This is a genomic window from Paenibacillus sp. YAE3 (genome assembly GCF_057546105.1).
The window spans coordinates 426,922-443,205 of sequence record NZ_BAAIYF010000002.1 but is presented as its reverse complement, the minus strand read 5'-3'; the positions used below and the strand labels follow the sequence as shown (position 1 = coordinate 443,205).

15 protein-coding genes are annotated in these 16,284 nt (G+C 52.7%); 9 read left to right on the top strand and 6 right to left on the bottom strand.

Annotated elements, in window-relative coordinates:
- Positions 1-44 precede the first annotated feature (44 nt).
- From AC27KL_RS04850 to AC27KL_RS04840, 3 genes are read left to right on the top strand one after another with little or no spacing between them, the layout of a single operon-like run.
- Positions 45-566 (top strand): DUF402 domain-containing protein, encoded by a 522-nt coding sequence (locus AC27KL_RS04850; protein ID WP_487169033.1) that lies wholly within the window; start codon positions 45-47, stop codon positions 564-566.
- Complete coding sequence (locus AC27KL_RS04845; RefSeq protein WP_487169032.1) at positions 559-741, top strand: hypothetical protein; 183 nt, start codon at positions 559-561, stop codon at positions 739-741. The genes AC27KL_RS04850 and AC27KL_RS04845 overlap by 8 nt, the downstream gene beginning before the upstream one ends.
- 42 nt (positions 742-783) lie before the next feature.
- Positions 784-1,356: a histidine phosphatase family protein gene (locus AC27KL_RS04840; RefSeq protein ID WP_487169031.1), complete on the top strand. Its 573-nt coding sequence runs from the start codon at positions 784-786 to the stop codon at positions 1,354-1,356.
- Positions 1,357-1,510: 154 nt separating this feature from the next.
- Here AC27KL_RS04840 and AC27KL_RS04835 read toward each other — a convergent pair whose 3' ends face one another.
- Positions 1,511-2,146 (bottom strand): TetR/AcrR family transcriptional regulator, encoded by a 636-nt coding sequence (locus tag AC27KL_RS04835; RefSeq protein WP_339324363.1) that lies wholly within the window; start codon positions 2,144-2,146, stop codon positions 1,511-1,513.
- 180 nt (positions 2,147-2,326) lie between these two features.
- On the opposite strand from AC27KL_RS04835, the gene AC27KL_RS04830 reads away from it, so the two are divergent.
- Entirely contained in the window at positions 2,327-2,689 is a 363-nt protein-coding gene (locus AC27KL_RS04830; protein WP_487169030.1) for a winged helix-turn-helix transcriptional regulator, read from the top strand.
- 121 nt (positions 2,690-2,810) lie between these two features.
- Here the strand turns inward: AC27KL_RS04830 and AC27KL_RS04825 are convergent, their stop codons facing one another.
- The 3 genes from AC27KL_RS04825 to AC27KL_RS04815 all read right to left on the bottom strand — a co-directional run bounded on the left by AC27KL_RS04825 (position 2,811) and on the right by AC27KL_RS04815 (position 6,890).
- Positions 2,811-4,037, bottom strand: coding sequence for an MFS transporter (locus tag AC27KL_RS04825; protein ID WP_487169029.1), 1,227 nt, complete (start codon positions 4,035-4,037; stop codon positions 2,811-2,813).
- A gap of 113 nt (positions 4,038-4,150) precedes the next feature.
- Entirely contained in the window at positions 4,151-4,336 is a 186-nt protein-coding gene (locus AC27KL_RS04820) for a hypothetical protein (protein ID WP_487133263.1), read from the bottom strand.
- Positions 4,337-4,748: 412 nt separating this feature from the next.
- Positions 4,749-6,890, bottom strand: coding sequence for an alpha-amylase family glycosyl hydrolase (locus AC27KL_RS04815; RefSeq protein WP_487169028.1), 2,142 nt, complete (start codon positions 6,888-6,890; stop codon positions 4,749-4,751).
- Between the two features lie 336 nt (positions 6,891-7,226).
- On the opposite strand from AC27KL_RS04815, the gene AC27KL_RS04810 reads away from it, so the two are divergent.
- From AC27KL_RS04810 to AC27KL_RS04800, 3 genes are all read left to right on the top strand, one after another.
- A complete protein-coding gene (locus tag AC27KL_RS04810) occupies positions 7,227-7,928 on the top strand; it encodes a DUF421 domain-containing protein (RefSeq protein WP_487169027.1) in 702 nt (233 codons plus the stop codon).
- Positions 7,929-8,008: 80 nt separating this feature from the next.
- Positions 8,009-8,827 carry a Cof-type HAD-IIB family hydrolase gene (locus AC27KL_RS04805; RefSeq protein ID WP_487169026.1) on the top strand — a complete coding sequence of 273 codons (819 nt, stop codon included), beginning with the start codon at positions 8,009-8,011 and terminating at the stop codon, positions 8,825-8,827.
- Between the two features lie 222 nt (positions 8,828-9,049).
- Positions 9,050-9,523 carry a hypothetical protein gene (locus tag AC27KL_RS04800; RefSeq protein WP_487169025.1) on the top strand — a complete coding sequence of 158 codons (474 nt, stop codon included), beginning with the start codon at positions 9,050-9,052 and terminating at the stop codon, positions 9,521-9,523.
- Positions 9,524-9,626: 103 nt separating this feature from the next.
- Here the strand turns inward: AC27KL_RS04800 and AC27KL_RS04795 are convergent, their stop codons facing one another.
- The gene (locus AC27KL_RS04795; protein WP_487169146.1) at positions 9,627-10,217 is read right to left on the bottom strand and encodes a class I SAM-dependent methyltransferase; all 591 of its coding nucleotides are present in this window, start codon (positions 10,215-10,217) and stop codon (positions 9,627-9,629) included.
- Between the two features lie 118 nt (positions 10,218-10,335).
- Positions 10,336-11,991, bottom strand: coding sequence for a histidine kinase N-terminal 7TM domain-containing diguanylate cyclase (locus AC27KL_RS04790; RefSeq protein WP_487169145.1), 1,656 nt, complete (start codon positions 11,989-11,991; stop codon positions 10,336-10,338).
- A gap of 487 nt (positions 11,992-12,478) precedes the next feature.
- Between AC27KL_RS04790 and AC27KL_RS04785 the strand changes: the two genes are divergently transcribed.
- Both AC27KL_RS04785 and AC27KL_RS04780 read left to right on the top strand, forming a co-directional pair.
- Positions 12,479-14,179, top strand: coding sequence for a molecular chaperone HscC (locus tag AC27KL_RS04785; protein ID WP_487169024.1), 1,701 nt, complete (start codon positions 12,479-12,481; stop codon positions 14,177-14,179).
- A complete protein-coding gene (locus tag AC27KL_RS04780; RefSeq protein ID WP_487169023.1) occupies positions 14,179-16,272 on the top strand; it encodes a tetratricopeptide repeat protein in 2,094 nt (697 codons plus the stop codon). The genes AC27KL_RS04785 and AC27KL_RS04780 overlap by 1 nt, the downstream gene beginning before the upstream one ends.
- Positions 16,273-16,284: the final 12 nt, after the last annotated feature.

The window sequence follows — 16,284 nt, the reverse complement described above, 5'->3', positions numbered from 1 at the left end:
GAAGGAATACTCTGAAAATCATTTTCATAGGGAGGTTTTCCAACATGCCCGCGCAATCGCTGCACAAGGGGCAACCGATTATCGAGCGAAAAATCCGCTATGATGCAACCGTTGCCTATCATGACTGCACACTTTTGAAGATGGAGCTCCCGAAGATCGTGCTGCTGCACCAGGTAGACAAGCCGTTTACGATGCCGGCCGGCGCAAGCGAACTCACGATACCGGAAGGAACGTATACCATTGCTTATTATTGGATCGATCGGCCTTATAACCTTTATTTTTGGAGAGACCGCCAAGGGAACTATCTCGGCTCGTATTTTAATCTGGTGAGGAACACGACCGTTACCGATGAGGCCGTATCTTTTGAAGATTTGATCATCGATCTGCTGGTTCTTCCGAACGGGGAGCATTTCGTTTTGGACGAAGACGAACTGCCGGAGCCGCTGCCTCAATTCGAAAACGGGTTTGTGCATGAGGCGCTCCATGCATTAATCGGCCAGAAGGATGCCATCCTCGAAGATGCCAAAAAGGAAACCGAACGGCTAGGAGGAGAGATGGATGGCTGAATCCAACCATGCTGTTCCCGTCATTTGCAGCGGAATCGCTGCCGTCCTATTGAAAAAAATCGATGATGAATACAAGGTGCTTTTATTAAAACGAGCCTCTTCGGTGCTGAACGGTGCATGGTGCTACATCGGCGGAAGCATCGAGGAGGGGAAAAAGCCTGGGAAGCCGCTTTAAGGGAAATATGGCTTCGGATTCCAACATAAAGGAGGAGCGACCGTGCACACGTACATATACATGGTGAGACATGGGGAATCGCCCAAAACGGGCGGAACGGAGAGCACGCGAGGGCTCACGGAAAAAGGGCGGTTAGACGCCCGCCGGGTCACCGAACTTTTGCGCGAGGAAGAAATCGGCGTTTTTGTTTCCAGCCCGTACGCCCGCTCGGTGATGACCATACAGGAGTCAGCCGATCAAGCCGGGAAGGAGATCATTGTATACGAAGGGCTTAAAGAACGGAAATTTGACGAAGGAGAACACCGGATTTCCGATCGGGAGCTGTATCCTTTGCTGGACCGGTCGTTTGCGGATCCGCATTATGCGTTGCCGGGAGGGGAATCGAACGCGGCCTGCCGGCAGCGGGCGATCGGCGTTCTTCAGGAAATTTTGGAGGTTTACCGCGGACAAAAGATAGCCATTGGCACCCACGGCGCCGTGATGACGCTGATGATGGGGCATTACGACAGCCGGTACGGTTTGGAGTTTTTGCTCCAATTATCGAAGCCGGATGTGTACCGGATGCAATTTGACGATCAGGAACTGATAGGGGTTAAAAGATTATGGGTCGAATGATCAAAAGGGATATGCTTGATGACGCCTTTGATTCAGACGACAAATGACGATGATCATAGGAGCCATCAAAGTAACGGCTGCCCTGGGCAAGGAGGGGTTCAGCCGTTTTTTTCATCCATGTTCTTCAGCCGTCGTGGAAAGCGCGCCGCGGGCGTCATAGCCTTTTGTCCCTTAGATCGCGCGGATTGGCGGATAGCGCATCCCATACGCTCATCAGTTGAGTGATGGCAGCGTCAATGGTTTCGTATGGGACACCGTCCCGGGCTTGTAAGGAAATTCCTCGAAGAAATGTTTCAAATAACGTCACCAGCATGGGGATATCCGTTGAATCGGGCAGCTCCCCGTTGACAACGGCCCGTTCGATGCAATCTTTCAGCCAACCGTGAACCTTTTCCCGTTCCTTGGCCAGGATCTCCTGAATGTGATGGTGCCCGGGAGAACAGTTTACCGCGGACAAAATCAACAGACAACCTAGTGGATGGGAGTGCTCCGTCTGCATCCGCGCCGATTGCCGCAAACCCTGTTCCATGGCTGCTCTTGATGTCAGACTCGTATCCCTAAAACATTCCGACACTTGTCCATAAGTAGAGAGATATTTGTCCACCGCTTCGCGGAACAACGATTCCTTGGAATCGAATGCCGCGTAAAAACTCGCCGCCGATATATTTCCCATCGCAGCGCGCAGCTGAGCGAGTGAAGTGGATTCATAGCCGTGTTCCCAAAAAAGCACCATCGCGGCGGCAACCGCCTCGTCACGGTTAAATGCGCGCGGGCGTCCCGTTCGTGGCATAAGAAGACCTCCTTTATTTTTTATATACTAATCGATCCATAAGTCCTTGACAAGGGAGCAAGGTTGAAATTAATATATGGAATGATCGATTCAGAATTCGTCATAAGTGAGGATGTTGCAAAAACTGAAGTAATTCACAAATGGTCTTTCTTCATTTCAAAGAAAGGGATGTGTTGACAGATGATAACGTTTAGAGATAAAACCTATCGCTGCACCTCCGAAATCGTCCTCAGCTTAGTCAGCGGCAAGTGGAAAATAGCTATTTTAAACGAACTGGCCAAGGGGCCGATCCGGTATAATGAGCTGCGGCGGCTGCTTCCCGACGCGACGCAACGCATGCTTACGATGCAGCTTAGAATGCTTGAAAGCGACGGACTCATTAGCCGCAAGGTGTATCCGGTGTCACCGCCGAAAGTGGAATACGATTTGTCCGAGTTGGGCAAACAACTGGCTCCCATGCTCTTGATTTTGTGCGATTTTGGCACCGCTTATATCGAAAGCTACCCCGATGAAGTATCGCGCACCAATCAAAAGCATGCCTAAGAAATGAATTCAACGCGGCTCGTTGTCCGTTGCTTGTTCACCATACCTGATTGATTAGCTGAAGGTACTGGAAGTTGAAGAGGTACCCAGGAAGGGTACCTCTAAACCTGATGTTCCTATATTACATGCTTTCCCCGTATTGGCCGCTTAGCCCGGTTTCCTCTTTAAGTGCACTTGCGCTGCGGTCTCCTCGCTCCAAACGATAGTTGATAAAAGCCAGCACGGCTGCCAAGACGGCAACGATTCCCCCGGACCAGGACAGATCAATAAGCTTCATATTCGTTGTGACAAACCCTCCCAAGGCGGATCCCATCGCAATGCCAACATTGATGGATACGGAGGTTAAGGACGAAGCCAAATCCCTGGCTTCCGGAACATGCCGACCGGCCCAATCAATGAAGTACAACTGCATCGTTGAGTTCATGAGGTAAACGACGAGAGCCATGCATGAGATGCTGATAAGTCCCCCGACAAGTGAGCCGGATGAGACAAAAAGCGACGCGAGAATGACCGCTTGAGCCAGGAATACGAAGCGTATTTTTCCCGTCCCATGACGGGCCGCCAACTTTCCGCCAATTAACGTGCTGAAGATGGACACGACGCCGTACAGCAAAAAGACGAGGCTGATATACTGTGCCGGAACCAACAGCACATCCTGAAGCAATGGGGCTAAATAGGTATAAACGCTATAAGTTGCTCCAATGCTTAACGCAGGGATAAAGAAAGCAAGCACAATTCTAGGATAGGCGAATAATCTGAGTTGTTTTTTGAGCGAACTCCGAGCTCCTTTTAACCCCTTAGGAATGGTTGCATAACTTGCCAACAGAGACACGATTCCCAATAACGTGGTAAACCAATAGGACAAATGCCATCCGCCCCATTGCCCGATGGAAGTGCCGAGGGGGACGCCGAGAACGCTTGCCACCGTAAAGCCCGTAAAGATGATGGAGATCACCGGCCCTCTTTTTTCTGGAGGCATCGTTTCGCTGGCCACCGCCATCGCGAGTCCAATCAAGACGCCCGTAACCACGGCCGTGATCACTCTGGACGCCAGAAGCAATCCGTACGATCCCGATATAGCGGTTATCATGTTCCCGAATATAAATACGCCGATCAAAGCAAGGATGAGCGGGCGCTTGGAGAACCGGCTGAATAAAGCCGTAAAGATCGGCGTACCGATGGCAAAAGACAAAGCAAAAGCCGATACCAGGGAGCCTGCGGCCGAGATGGCGATCTTCATGTCCTCGGCCACTTCGGTTAATAATCCGACCATCACAAATTCACTGGTTCCCAGTACGAAGGTCAATAAAAATAAATTGAATGTCAACAATTTTTGCTGCTTAGTCACGGTAAGTCTCCTTCCTGCTCCTGATCCGGATGACTGAATATCATCTTGTATATTTCGAAATAGCTTGATGTAGGGCTGCCGAATATGGATGTCAACAGCCATGGAGGTTCGCTTCACGGCACCGGCATTGTCGCTTTCTTGCGGCCGATATAAAAGCGTTGCCCTCTAAAAAGCTGACCGAGATCTACTGTAAACTCGCGGCCGTTCGCCAGGATATTTGCCAAATAGAGAGGCTCAAGGTCGATCGCCTTCCCCCATACGATCCGCTTATCTTTCAAAGTCAGTTGATATTCTTGCATATTCTCGCACCCCGCACACCATTTTTTTAAACGACCGTGCCGTTTGTTGAAATCTGGATCGATCGTTCTGTATGTAGGTTATCAGGTTCTATTACGCTTGAGTAGTACGCACTATTTTGTATGATCGGAACATTTTTGTAAGGTAGGATACATTTTGATACCGGGATTAAAGGCAACCGCACGCTATGGATCACCTGGTTGGGTTTACTTAGAGGGGAGGGAGCTTGTGGGGGAACGTGATTTTTGGGAATACCATTTGGTTAACGGAAAATAAAAAAGAGGGGAAAGGTCCCCTCTTTTTTGGCTGAAGATCAGCCTGTGGCGGTTTGAACGGAGCGATGGGCGGTTGCTCACGGAACGGACGTCATATAGTCGCCTTTCCCGATGAATGTAGCCGCCTATCCCTCACGCCTTATGGCTGCCAATTCACGTTAATGGTCGCGGTGCCGCTGGACGGCGCGGTGAAGGTGTGGTTGCTGCCGCCTTCCCACGTGACGGTGGAGCCTTGTTTTTTCAAAAACTTGAATTCGATCGTTTTGCCGGCCGGAACGCTGACGTCATAATACCAGTTTGGATATTGGTAAACGACCTGATTGTACATCGGCCCGATTGCTTTTGCCGGGTCCCAGTTCCCCAGCTCGCTGACACTGCCCGTCAGGTACACATTTTGCCCAAGGGCCGTCGTCGCGTTGTTGACCACGAAGCGGACGCTGACCTGGTCTCCGGACAATACCTCGAAGTTGTCATACACATTGCTTGCCGTTCCGGCGGCGTTTGCGACTTTAATGTTGTAGTTGCCGCCTGCGACGGCCGGAATTTTCACTTTGATCTGCGTGTCTTCCCAAGACGTGATGTCCGCCCCGCTCACCGCCGTCGTACCGAAGTAGACGGTGCCTTTGCTAGAGCCGAAGCCGCGGCCGTCGATCGTGATCGTCACGCCCGGCTTGGCCATCATCGGCCCGACATGCCCGATGGTCGGCGTCGCCGTTGCCGCGGTGTACTGCCACACCGCCGTGCCGCCGGCCGCAAGCGTGAAATTGGAGGCGGCCCCGCCGGAGCCTACCGATAACGTGTTGCCGTTCAGAAGGCCGCCAAGGACGTCGTTGTAGCTGCCTTGCGGCAGGGAAGTGACAAGTCCCGAAATGGAAGCCGGCGTGTTCAAATTGCGGTTGACGGCAACGACGGCAACGTTGCTGCCGAATTTGCGCTCATAAATGAGCACGTCGTTGTTGATCCAGCGCTCCTGCGTCGATCCGTAGGCGATGGCCGGGTTGGACTTGCGCAGCGGCGCCAGCTTTTGAATGACCTGATAGGCGGTCGTCGACGTGGAGAAGGAAGGGATCCGCGCCCGGTTGTCCGGATCGGTCCCGCCCGACATGTACTGCTCGGTGCCGTAATAAATGGCGGGGACGCCGCGCGAGGTCAGCGTGAACGCAAGCGCTTGCTCCAGCTTCCGGCGGTTTGCATTGCTTGCTTGGAAACGCTCCATGTCATGGTTGTCGATGAACGTCACTTGGTCATCCACCTGGGCGTAATCGGCTGCGGAGCCCTCCAGCATCGCCTTCAGGCCGTACATATTGTCGGTGTTGTCCCGGAACACCTGCCGCACCTTTTGGGCAAAACGGAAATCTAGCAGGCTCATGCCGGATTCGTTGGCAAACTTATGGTTTTCCGGACTCACTTCATTTACGCCCAGGAACCATTCGCCGAAGGTAAAGACCGGCTTATAGTTGTTGACGGCAGCCATAAAGCTCTTCTGCCAGCCGAACGGCATATGCTTCACCGCATCCATGCGGATGCCGTCGATGCCGAGGTCCAGCCACATTTTGATCGCGTCCTTCAAGTAGACGTCCACGGTGCTGTTGTTACGGTTCAGGTCGGCGAGATCGTACAGGTTTTTGTATATGCCGTTTTCGGTCGTGGAAAAGTCCGTGCCGCCGTTATGGTGGAACAGGTTCTGCGTATCGTTCGTGTATCCCCCGAGCAGCGTGCCGTTATCGTACAGCCGGCCGTTTTCCGCAAAGGAAGGCTGGTCGGACGAGGCGGGCGACGTATGGTTCGGGGCAAAGTCGATAATGACTTTGATGTTTTTTGCATGCGCGGCGGTGATCAGGTTCTGGAAGTCCGCAATCGTGCCGTAGGCCGGATTCGTCTTCTTGAAGTCCCGAGCCCAGTAGCCGTGATAGGCCGTGTTGTTTACGCCGGAATAATTGATGATGCTGTAGATGTTTTCGACCGGTTGGGAGATCCAGATGGCGGTAACGCCCATCCCGGTCAGGTAACCGTCGTTGATTTTGTTGATGATGCCCTGCCAGTCGCCGCCGCAATACAGCCGGAGGTTTGTGCAGGTTCCGTCAAACGCCGCGCCGGTCGGATTGTTGGCGGGATTGCCGTCCGAAAACCTGTCGGTGAAAATTTGATAGATGACGTCGGTGCTGAAATTTTGCTTGTTGGATACCGAGGTATCCGGCGCGGCCTGGGCAGGGCTGAAAAGCCCGAACGTCAGCGATAATCCCAGGGCAAGCGCAGCTGTCGTTTTCAGAAATTTCTTCATGTTATACCTCCTATGTAATCGTTTGAATTCCAGGCTTGTCCGCTGTCGCCGCCGGATCACCTCCTAAAAAAGGGCGACAAAAAACCCCGGCTTCTCCATCGAGATACCGGGGTTGTTCCATACCGGGTGTGCGGTTACGGAATGCATGGCCCTTAAATTATATCGAGTATTGCGTTCCTCCATCATTGTAGATGAAAGCGAATACAACTGTCAATAAATAACAAAAAAATTTTTTGGGCGCTTTCCCGCGATTTTTTTCTAAGCGTAGATATCGGGCGCAATGTGGGAATACATAAAATGTACCTCCAAAATAACAATCGCTACGAGGTTTATGATATGAAGGAAATTACTCTCTCTTCTTTGACTGTTGAGCTGATTGTCGGATTTTTTTTGTTGTTTATCGTCGTTAAAATCGTCGGAAGAAAGCTGATCCGGCAGATCACGCCGTTTGCCTTCATCGCGTCCATCGTGTTTGGGGAGCTGCTTGGCAACGCCTTGTTTGAACCCGGCATCGGGCTTATTCACATTTTATATTCCATTTTCTTATGGGGATTGCTGCTCATTGTCGTGGAATACCTTGGACAAAAATCGTTGTTTTTCCGCGGGATGTTCGAGGGCAAGCCGTCCGCGCTCATTAAAAACGGCGTCGTGGATTATGAAGCACTGAAAAAAAACCGGATGAATCTCAATCAGCTGCAAAGCCTGCTTCGCCAAAGCGAAACCTTTTCGATCCGGGAGGTGGCCTTTTGCTACCTGGAGGTCGATGGTTCCCTCAGCATTTTGAAAAAGTCCAAATATCAGAAAACGACGCAGGGAGATTTGAAACTCCAGGAAACCCCCGTTTATGTCCCGGTCACGCTTATTCGCGACGGAAACGTATTGTGGGACGAAATCCGAGACGCGGGCTTTGACGAAGCCTGGCTGCACAAGCAGCTTCAAACCCAGCATATTTCCGATTATCGGGAGGTTTTGATCGCCGAATGGCTGGAGGGGGATGGCATTTTCGTCCAAACCTACGCCGGTAGCCGAAGCCGTTAAAAAAATCCCCGTCTTACTTCGGGCATCCTCTAGGTTATAATGGAACCGGAAGCAGAAGAGGAACGAAGGGGATGGGGAAAATGACTTATCACATGCTGTGCCTGGACATCGACGGAACGCTGCTGAATTCGAACCATGAAATTTCTTCCGGGACCAAGCGGGCCATTCGCGCCTTGCCCGGCGACGTTCGGGTCGTGCTGGTTTCCGCAAGGATGCCCAAGGGCATTGCGTTTATTCATCGGGAGCTGGGTCTGGACACTCCGATTATTTGCTACAGCGGCGCATTGGTTGTCGAAACGGAGGAGGAAGGCTCCTATCGTGCGCTTTGGAACAAAACGATGACCATGGCTCAAATCGAGAACATATACCGGCAGGCGAAGCTCGGACGAATCCATGCCGGGTTTTACAAGGACGACGACTGGTATGTCGACAGCCTGGACGAGTGGGCGCTGCAAGAGCGGGATATCGCCAAAACCGATCCGGCCGTCATCGACTTCGAAGCCATGTTCCGTTTGCCGGCAAGTTCGCTTCATGGGGCCCATAAGGCGTTATGCATGGGCGGGGCAGATGAGATCGGGGCGCTGGAAAACTCTTTGAAAAAGCAGTTTGCGGAAGAGCTTGCCATCTACCGGTCCAAACCTACCTACCTGGAAATTATGAACCGTACCGTTTCGAAAACGTCGGCCATCCGGTTTTTGCAGGAACGATGGGACGTGGCGCGGGAGCAGGTCATCGCGGTCGGAGACAATTTCAACGACATGGACATGCTGGAATATGCGGGCCTTGGCGTAGCCATGGGAAACGCGCCCGAGTCTGTAAAAAACGCGGCGGATGAAGTCACGTTGTCGAATGATGACGACGGCGTAGCCAAAGTAATAGAAAAGTATTTTCATGTCTAGCGGCCAGCGGGGGTGTCCTCCGGATGAACCAGGGGCCGGTGCTTCAAAAAAATGAGGCAGTGCCACCGTATAAGAGAAATCCTATCAATGATGAGACCCTCTCAATCGCTATAATACGACAAAAGGAGCAAATTTTGACAAGGTGTTACCTTTGGAGTATTATGGAAACGTTATCAGTAGTTCTACATACCTATATCGTTAAGAGGGGAGAACAGTTAAATCATGCAGCCACCCCATCGGTCGGCAAGCAGCCAAGCCCGGACGAGCAGTACGCCTGCCGGGAATCAGGGCCGTGCTCCTGTTGCCGGCAATCAGAAGCAAGCACCGCAGGCCGGCAGGCCGGCCCCCGCAACCAAAAAGAAAAAGCAGCCCAAGGACAGGCTGGGTCAAGCGGTCGTTTCGCTCATCTTTGGGATCTTCGGGATTCTCATGTTTATCATGTCGTTGTTTGCGATGGATTTAGGATCCGGATACAGTTACGAGGCTCCAGCCGGCGCAATGTTCATGATGCTCTTGTCTTTTATCGTCAGCCTTCTCGGTTTTGTGCTTGGAATCCGGGCCAGGCGATCGCCAAGCGGCAGGGGGATGGCCATCGCAGGCATCACCTTAACGGCGATTCCCGTTGCGTTGATGACGATCACGATCATTTTGGTCATTGCGATCATGTACGTCGGGAGTCAGGCCACGATTGGTTAAAAAGGATGTCATCACGGGTGTTTTTTAGGACTCCTTCAAAACAAAGGGGCCGTTTGGCCCCTTCCTCAAAACGCTGCCTTCTTTCCGGAAAAGGCTCAGCGGACTACACGGAGACTTTTCGGGCGATCAATTTCGTCATGGCGTGCTGGTGCGGAACGCCCGATGAATTGCAGTCAAATACGACTTCGGAGCTTTCATGCAGGAACCAGTCGCGGTAATGTCCGATTAATTCGCGGACGCCGGTTTTTTCGGCGAGCCTTTTCGTTTTGGAGATTCCGGCATCCGTAATGTCGAATGCGGTGACGTCGTAGCCGTTTCTCGCAAAAAACACCGCGTCTTTCCCTTCGCCGCACCCGATGTCGAGCAATTTCAAGCGCTTCGTCGGGGGCATGAGCTGCAGGACCTGATAACATGCGCTGTTCGGTTCCAGACCCCAAATGTAATCCGGCGTTTTGTATTCCTCTTCATAAACCGTAACCGCCTTGTCGTAAGAAAGGTAGCCCAGAAGCTTGTCGATGCCGACCTGCAGCGTTTCGGACAACGCCGGCAACAGGGATAGCTCGGGCAACGACTGTGCATTTTCCCATTTGGATACGGCTTGAAAGGAGAGGCCAAGCCGTGCGGCCAGCTCCTCTTGCGTTAATCCCCGTTCTTTCCGGTATCTAACGATGTTTCTCGCCAAAGTTTCTTTCAACATATGCCACGCTCCTTTATGTACCACATTGTAGCGGCGGGCATTGGAGCGGACAATAACTTTGAAATTGACTTTTTCCCGGGTTCAACCGCCGGTTGAGCCAGCCAGCCCCAAAAGCTCATTTCGAGGCCCTCACCACACGGTTCCGGCCTTCCCTTTTCGCTTGGTATAACACATGGTCGACCGATTGGAACAGCTCGCTGATCAGGGTCATGGAGCCCGGGAACAAATCGAGCGGGAAACGATCGACGGACAACAGCCCGATGCTTACCGTCACGGATAATGCGTTTTTCAGGCCGGGCACCATCATTTTATTCGCTTCAACGGCCGCACGAATCCGCTCGGCCAGATCCAGCGCCGCTTCCGAACTGGTAAAGGGGAGATAGACGATGAACTCTTCGCCGCCGAAGCGGGCCAAAATATCGGTATCCCTAAGGGTTTGCTTTATGACGTTGACCGTGCTGCAGATGACCTCATCCCCGGTTAAGTGCCCGTACCGGTCGTTGATCAGCTTAAAAAAGTCGATGTCCAACAACAGGATGGAAAAGGGGATATGCCGTTCGATATGATTTCTGACTTCTTGCTCTAATTGCTGGGTTATGTAATTTCGATTGAAGCAGCCGGTCAGGCCGTCCGTAATTGCCATTTGCTGAAGCTTCTGATTCGTGAGGTGCAGCTCCTGCTGCATCTCGCTTAACGTTTGATTGCGTTCCTGCAGGATCTCGTTTTGCTTTGCCGTTTCTTCGATGAGCTGGCGCAGACGGCTTCGGTCCTGGAATGTTATGATCCGTCCGACGCGCGTCCCGCCGACGACGATGGGCGAAACGTGGATATGAACATGACGCCTGTCGCCCTTCTCGTATAAAACGTCGATTTCCGGGCTCTCGAGCGGATCGTTTTTGTATTTTGCAATGAACGTGCCCGACGTGCCGGTGCCTGCATCCGGCAAAATATCCGCGATTTCAAACCGGTCGCCGATGTGCAAATCCAAAAAGGCAGGCAGCGAACGGTTCGTCTCCACGATGATTTCGTTATCGTCCAGCACCAGGATGCCCAGATTGATGGTATTGATAATGTCTTGGTGGGCGATTTTCAGCAAATCAAAAACCTTGTCCCGATGTATGGCGACGATAAAAAAGACAGCTGAAAGCAAAATGCCCGCCGACGTCAGCCCGGGAATGACCATGGAGGAAACGCGAAAGACGACGTTCACCAAAATATCCGCGCCAATAAACGCCATGACGACGACCATTCCGCGGAGCACTTGCGTGACCTGCTTTTTGATCCGGTCTGCCCGGCTGGCCGACAACGCGGAATGAATCACCCACAGCGAAACGACCCCATACCCAATCAGCACCAAAGACGTCAGCCAAAAAAGCGGTCCGTAACTACGTTCGGCGTATTGGCCGTGCAGCGGCTGCACGAACATTCCGTTCGGATTCGTGATGACGATGGCTGCGGCAAGACATGCCGGAAGGGCGATCAGCACGGGAAGTCCTTTGCGGACGGGCAGCGTCCTTTTCGTCAGCAGAAGGGTAAAAAACAGCCACCCCACCGCCAACAGCGCCAGATCCACGAATGCGATCTTCACGTATAATAGTTGGAGCCTCGGGGAATCCGTCACCTGGATGGCGAACTGGCAAAGCGGCCATAACGTCATGAAGAAATGAAACATGAGATAAACCTTATGCAGGACGGTGATCGTGACGGAAATAAATACATACGCAAGCAAAGCCAATAAAAGGATGCAAACGAATAAATCGATCCATGCCATCACACGATGTACACCTCGAATGTGTTAAAGTAAAGTCGACTCATTCATTCTAACACGGAAAAAGATAAACGAACAAAATATTTCAGGATAAGAAAATTTTAGATAAGGACGCCGGGGCTTGGCTGGGACAATACGGTATTTCTCGTCGACGAAAAATACGCGTTCGGTTTCCGAGAAGGAGCATCGCGGTCAAACGGCTTGGGATCGAAGGCCGGATGCTGCCGAAGCTTGCGGAGGTGATCTCCGTTCCATATTCGAAACCGCTTTTAGGAAAATCAGATTATGCTGAATCTAGTTTGAATGGCCTAATCTACTCAAATATGAAGCAGCTTAAGGGTGAACTTCCACCGCTTTATGTTACTTTTGCAACTACTTTAGGGGAAGGATTGCTTGTTATAATAAAGATTGTGTCCCATTTTTTTGGAAACCTGCCGTTTTTCATGCGCATATCCCTATAAAAATCGTTTGTGGAATGAGGTAATTTTTCGTGACAATGATAGGCATCGATTTAGGAACAACGAACAGCCTTGCGGCCTGCTGGACGGAGGGCGGACCTGTGATTATTCCGAACGTGCTCGGAGAGCGGCTAACGCCGTCCATCGTCAGCGTGGACGAAAACGGGGAAATTTTGGTCGGGCAAATCGCCAAGGAACGGCTGATCACCCACCCCGAGCTGACGGCCGCGGCGTTCAAAAGATATATGGGGACGGAAAAGGTGTTCCGTCTCGGCAGATATTCGTTTTCGCCGGAAGAACTTTCTTCTTTTGTCGTCAAAGCTTTGAAGGCGGATGCGGAAGCCTATCTCGGACAAGAGGTGACGGAGGCGGTCATCAGCGTTCCGGCGTACTTCAACGATACCCAGCGCAAGGCGACGAAGCGGGCCGCGGAAATCGCCGGGCTGAAGGTGGAGCGGCTGATCAGCGAGCCTACGGCCGCCGCCATCGCGTACGGGCTGCATCAACAGCAGTCGGAAACGAAGTTTCTTGTATTTGACCTGGGCGGGGGCACGTTTGACGTGTCGATTTTGGAATTTTTCGAGGGCGTCATGGAAGTCCAGTCGATTGCCGGCGACAATTATTTGGGCGGCGAGGATTTTACCGAGCTCCTTGCATCCTGGTTTGCGGAAAGGCACGGCATCGACATTCATGCCTTGGAAGCGAAGGAACGATCCGCGCTGTTCAAGCAAGCGGAAGTATGCAAGCGCGGCATCGGAAACGGTACATACGGGGAAATGAGCTTTACTTGTGGCGGGAAGGAATACGAATCGACCATCGACCGGAACGAATTCGAGAAAATCGCCGGCCAGCTGATGCTTCGGCTGCGCCATCCGATCGAACGCGCGCTGCGCGACGCCTCGCTTACGCCGGACGAACTCGATGCGGTCATTTTAATCGGCGGAGCCACGCGTATGCCGGTCATCAAATCGGTCGTCAGCCGCATGTTCGGCAAGCTGCCGTTCAACCAGATCAACCCGGATGAGGCGGTGGCGTTGGGCGCGGCGATCCAGGTGGCCCTCAAGCAGAGGGACGAGGCGCTCAAAGAGGTCGTGCTGACGGACGTATGTCCTTATACGCTTGGCATCGAAACGACGAAGCCGCTGGGCGGCGGCCAATTCGACAGCGGCCATTTCAGCCCGATCATCGAGCGGAACACGCCGATTCCGGTGAGCAAGGTCGAAACCTACAGCACCATCCACGATCAGCAAAAAAGCATTCGCGTCGTGATCTACCAAGGCGAAAGCCGAAAAGTGGACAACAATATCCGCCTTGGCGAGCTGGAGGTCCAGATCCCGGCCGATGAAGCGGGGAACCAGTCGATCGACGTCAGGTTTACGTATGACATCAACGGAATTTTGGAAGTCGAGGTTACCGTGCTGAGCACAGGCCTCAAACAAAGAACCGTCATCGAAAAAAATCCCGGCAAACTGTCGCAAAAGGAAATCGAAGAACGGCTGCAGCAGCTGAAAGACATCAAAATCCATCCCCGCGAACGTGCGGAAAACCGGCTGCTGCTGGCGAAAGGGGAGCGGCTTTACGAGGAATCGCTGGGCGAAAGACGCTCGGAGATCGCGTTTTTGCTGCAAAGATTCGAGCAGGTGCTTGCCTCCCAAAACGAGCAGGACGTCAAAAAGGCGGCGGCGGTCTTAAAGAAACAGCTGGAGGAGCTTGAAAGGTGGCGTGACTATTAATGCAAGTTTGGAATATCCTCGGGATCGAAGAGACGGATGATACCGCCAAGATCAAAAAGGCATATGCGGCCAAACTGAAGCAGCATCATCCCGAGGACGATCCGGAAGGGTATCAGCGGCTCAGGGAGGCGTATGATTTCGCCCTGAAGGAAGCAAAGCGGCAGCGGAAACAAACGGCAAGCGCGGCTTCCGCGGAACCGGAAGGGCTGCGGGAGGAAGACGGGACATCGGCTTATTTTGAAACGGAGACGGAATTGGAGCAGCACCATAAAGCCTGGCATGGCGAGATGTTCGACCTGGACGAAGACGGACAGGAGGAGGATGGGGCTGCTTCGGAGCCCGAGACCGAAATGACGTACGTTCACCGCCGCGTTGCCGATTTTGGCCAGCCCCTGCCCCTCGAGCAAGCCGATCCGACGGAATCCTTCATGGAACGGATCGAACGGCTGTACGAGGATTTTCCTTCGCGGATCGATCCGAACCGGTGGATGGATTTGCTTCATTCCGACGCCATCTGGAACGTAAGCATCCAGTCCAATGTATCCGGCCGGCTGCTTTATTTCATGGATGATCATCATTTTGTGCCCGAAGCCGTTTGGACGATGCTGGAAGGCACTTTTCATTGGAGCGAAATGGCTGCGGAGGATCCGGAAGAGTTCAAGGACGAATTCCCGAACGTATACGCCTATGCGGTGGAGAAACCGTCGCTGCTGCATATGGGATATTCGGCGCTTTTGCAGGCACAGGATGCCGATGTGGAGGATTTTTTGTGGTTGCGGGAAAAAGGGCTGCTGCTGATGCTGGAACAAGATTACGAGTCGGCGGCGGAGCTGCTTGAAGAAGCGGCAGGCATGTTCGGGGCCGATCCGGATGTCGTCCGGCTGCTTACGGAATGTTACGTGCAGACGGGAGAGCGGGATAAAGCGCTTCAGGCAAGCAGCGAATTGATCCGGCTTCAGCCTGACGAAATTGACGGATACCTGCACCGGGCACGGTTTTGGCTTGATCAAGGCAACCTTAACGAAAGCCTCCAGGACGCAAATCTCATTTTGGAGCGTAACCCTTCCAACAGGTTGGCGCTTTCCATTGCCGGGCGCTGTTACATGAAGCTTGGAGAGCTGGATAAGGCGCGCGGCATGTTCAAACGGATCGCGGACGAACAGCCAAACGATATTGAAGCCGTGTTGGCCCTGGCGGACATCGACATGCAAAAGCTGGACGCGCTGAAGGCCCGGCCTGCCGGCGGCAAACAATCGGAACGGAAAAAGCTGCTGCGGGCGCTGGGCAGCAAACCTCTTGGCCTAAGGCTCAAGCAGGGCGCTTATTTTCTGCTCTCGGGGAAATGGGTCAGCCTGGTCATCCTTGTCATTTTGCATCTTTATGCGGCATCCTCTTTTGCGAAGTACACGGGGGAAAGCCTGACCGGTTATTTCGCCCATGCCGATAAACCGCTCGAAATCCGAACGGTGGCTTCCGTCGACGAACTCGGCCGGCTGCCCGCGAAGGTGGACGGCGTTCGTCTCGCGCTTGAAAATGCGCAATATACCGGCGTGGTTCAGGTGACGACGAAGGAAGAGGATGAAGAGGATGAAGGGGATATCCGTTATTTGAAAGAAGATGAAGCGCAAAAGCAGGGACCGGATTCGGTTATAACCGGATATGTATTTGTGGGAGAGTTGAACGGCAAGCAGTTGATCGTCCTTGCGAATCAAAAGCAGGCCGAACAGATGGGCGGCCGGGGCAAGATCGAGCTGGAAGGAACGGTTCGCGATACGGATGAGGATATCGTCAGCGAATACCAAGCATGGAGAAGCCATATGGCCGAAGCCGAAGCGGCCGCGGCGGCATTGCCGGAAAAAGACGAAGCGGACAAAATCAAGAACAGCCTTGAACGAATGAAAAAGGTACAGATGAATCTACCGTTCATGTATCCCAAGCCGGAAACCTACGTCGATGCGGTGAAGACGCCGACAAGCGACGGTCATGTCCGCATCCCCGTAAGGTTTTATATCCTGTTTTTCATTCTGGCGTTGTTTTACATCTCCGTCTTTGCCGAAATTCGAAGAATATGGCGGTTTCTGCGTTACAATTAAGGCTTGAAGGGA

Bases quoted from the DNA above. Each gene is read 5' to 3' on its own strand.
- AC27KL_RS04835 (WP_339324363.1), bottom strand. From the start codon at position 2,146: ATGCCACGAACGGGACGCCCGCGCGCATTTAACCGTGACGAGGCGGTT.
- AC27KL_RS04800 (WP_487169025.1), top strand. From the start codon at position 9,050: ATGCAGCCACCCCATCGGTCGGCAAGCAGCCAAGCCCGGACGAGCAGT.
- AC27KL_RS04845 (WP_487169032.1), top strand. From the start codon at position 559: ATGGCTGAATCCAACCATGCTGTTCCCGTCATTTGCAGCGGAATCGCT.
- AC27KL_RS04805 (WP_487169026.1), top strand. From the start codon at position 8,009: ATGACTTATCACATGCTGTGCCTGGACATCGACGGAACGCTGCTGAAT.
- AC27KL_RS04850 (WP_487169033.1), top strand. From the start codon at position 45: ATGCCCGCGCAATCGCTGCACAAGGGGCAACCGATTATCGAGCGAAAA.
- AC27KL_RS04810 (WP_487169027.1), top strand. From the start codon at position 7,227: ATGAAGGAAATTACTCTCTCTTCTTTGACTGTTGAGCTGATTGTCGGA.
- AC27KL_RS04790 (WP_487169145.1), bottom strand. From the start codon at position 11,991: ATGGCATGGATCGATTTATTCGTTTGCATCCTTTTATTGGCTTTGCTT.
- AC27KL_RS04780 (WP_487169023.1), top strand. From the start codon at position 14,179: ATGCAAGTTTGGAATATCCTCGGGATCGAAGAGACGGATGATACCGCC.
- AC27KL_RS04830 (WP_487169030.1), top strand. From the start codon at position 2,327: ATGATAACGTTTAGAGATAAAACCTATCGCTGCACCTCCGAAATCGTC.
- AC27KL_RS04820 (WP_487133263.1), bottom strand. From the start codon at position 4,336: ATGCAAGAATATCAACTGACTTTGAAAGATAAGCGGATCGTATGGGGG.
- AC27KL_RS04815 (WP_487169028.1), bottom strand. From the start codon at position 6,890: ATGAAGAAATTTCTGAAAACGACAGCTGCGCTTGCCCTGGGATTATCG.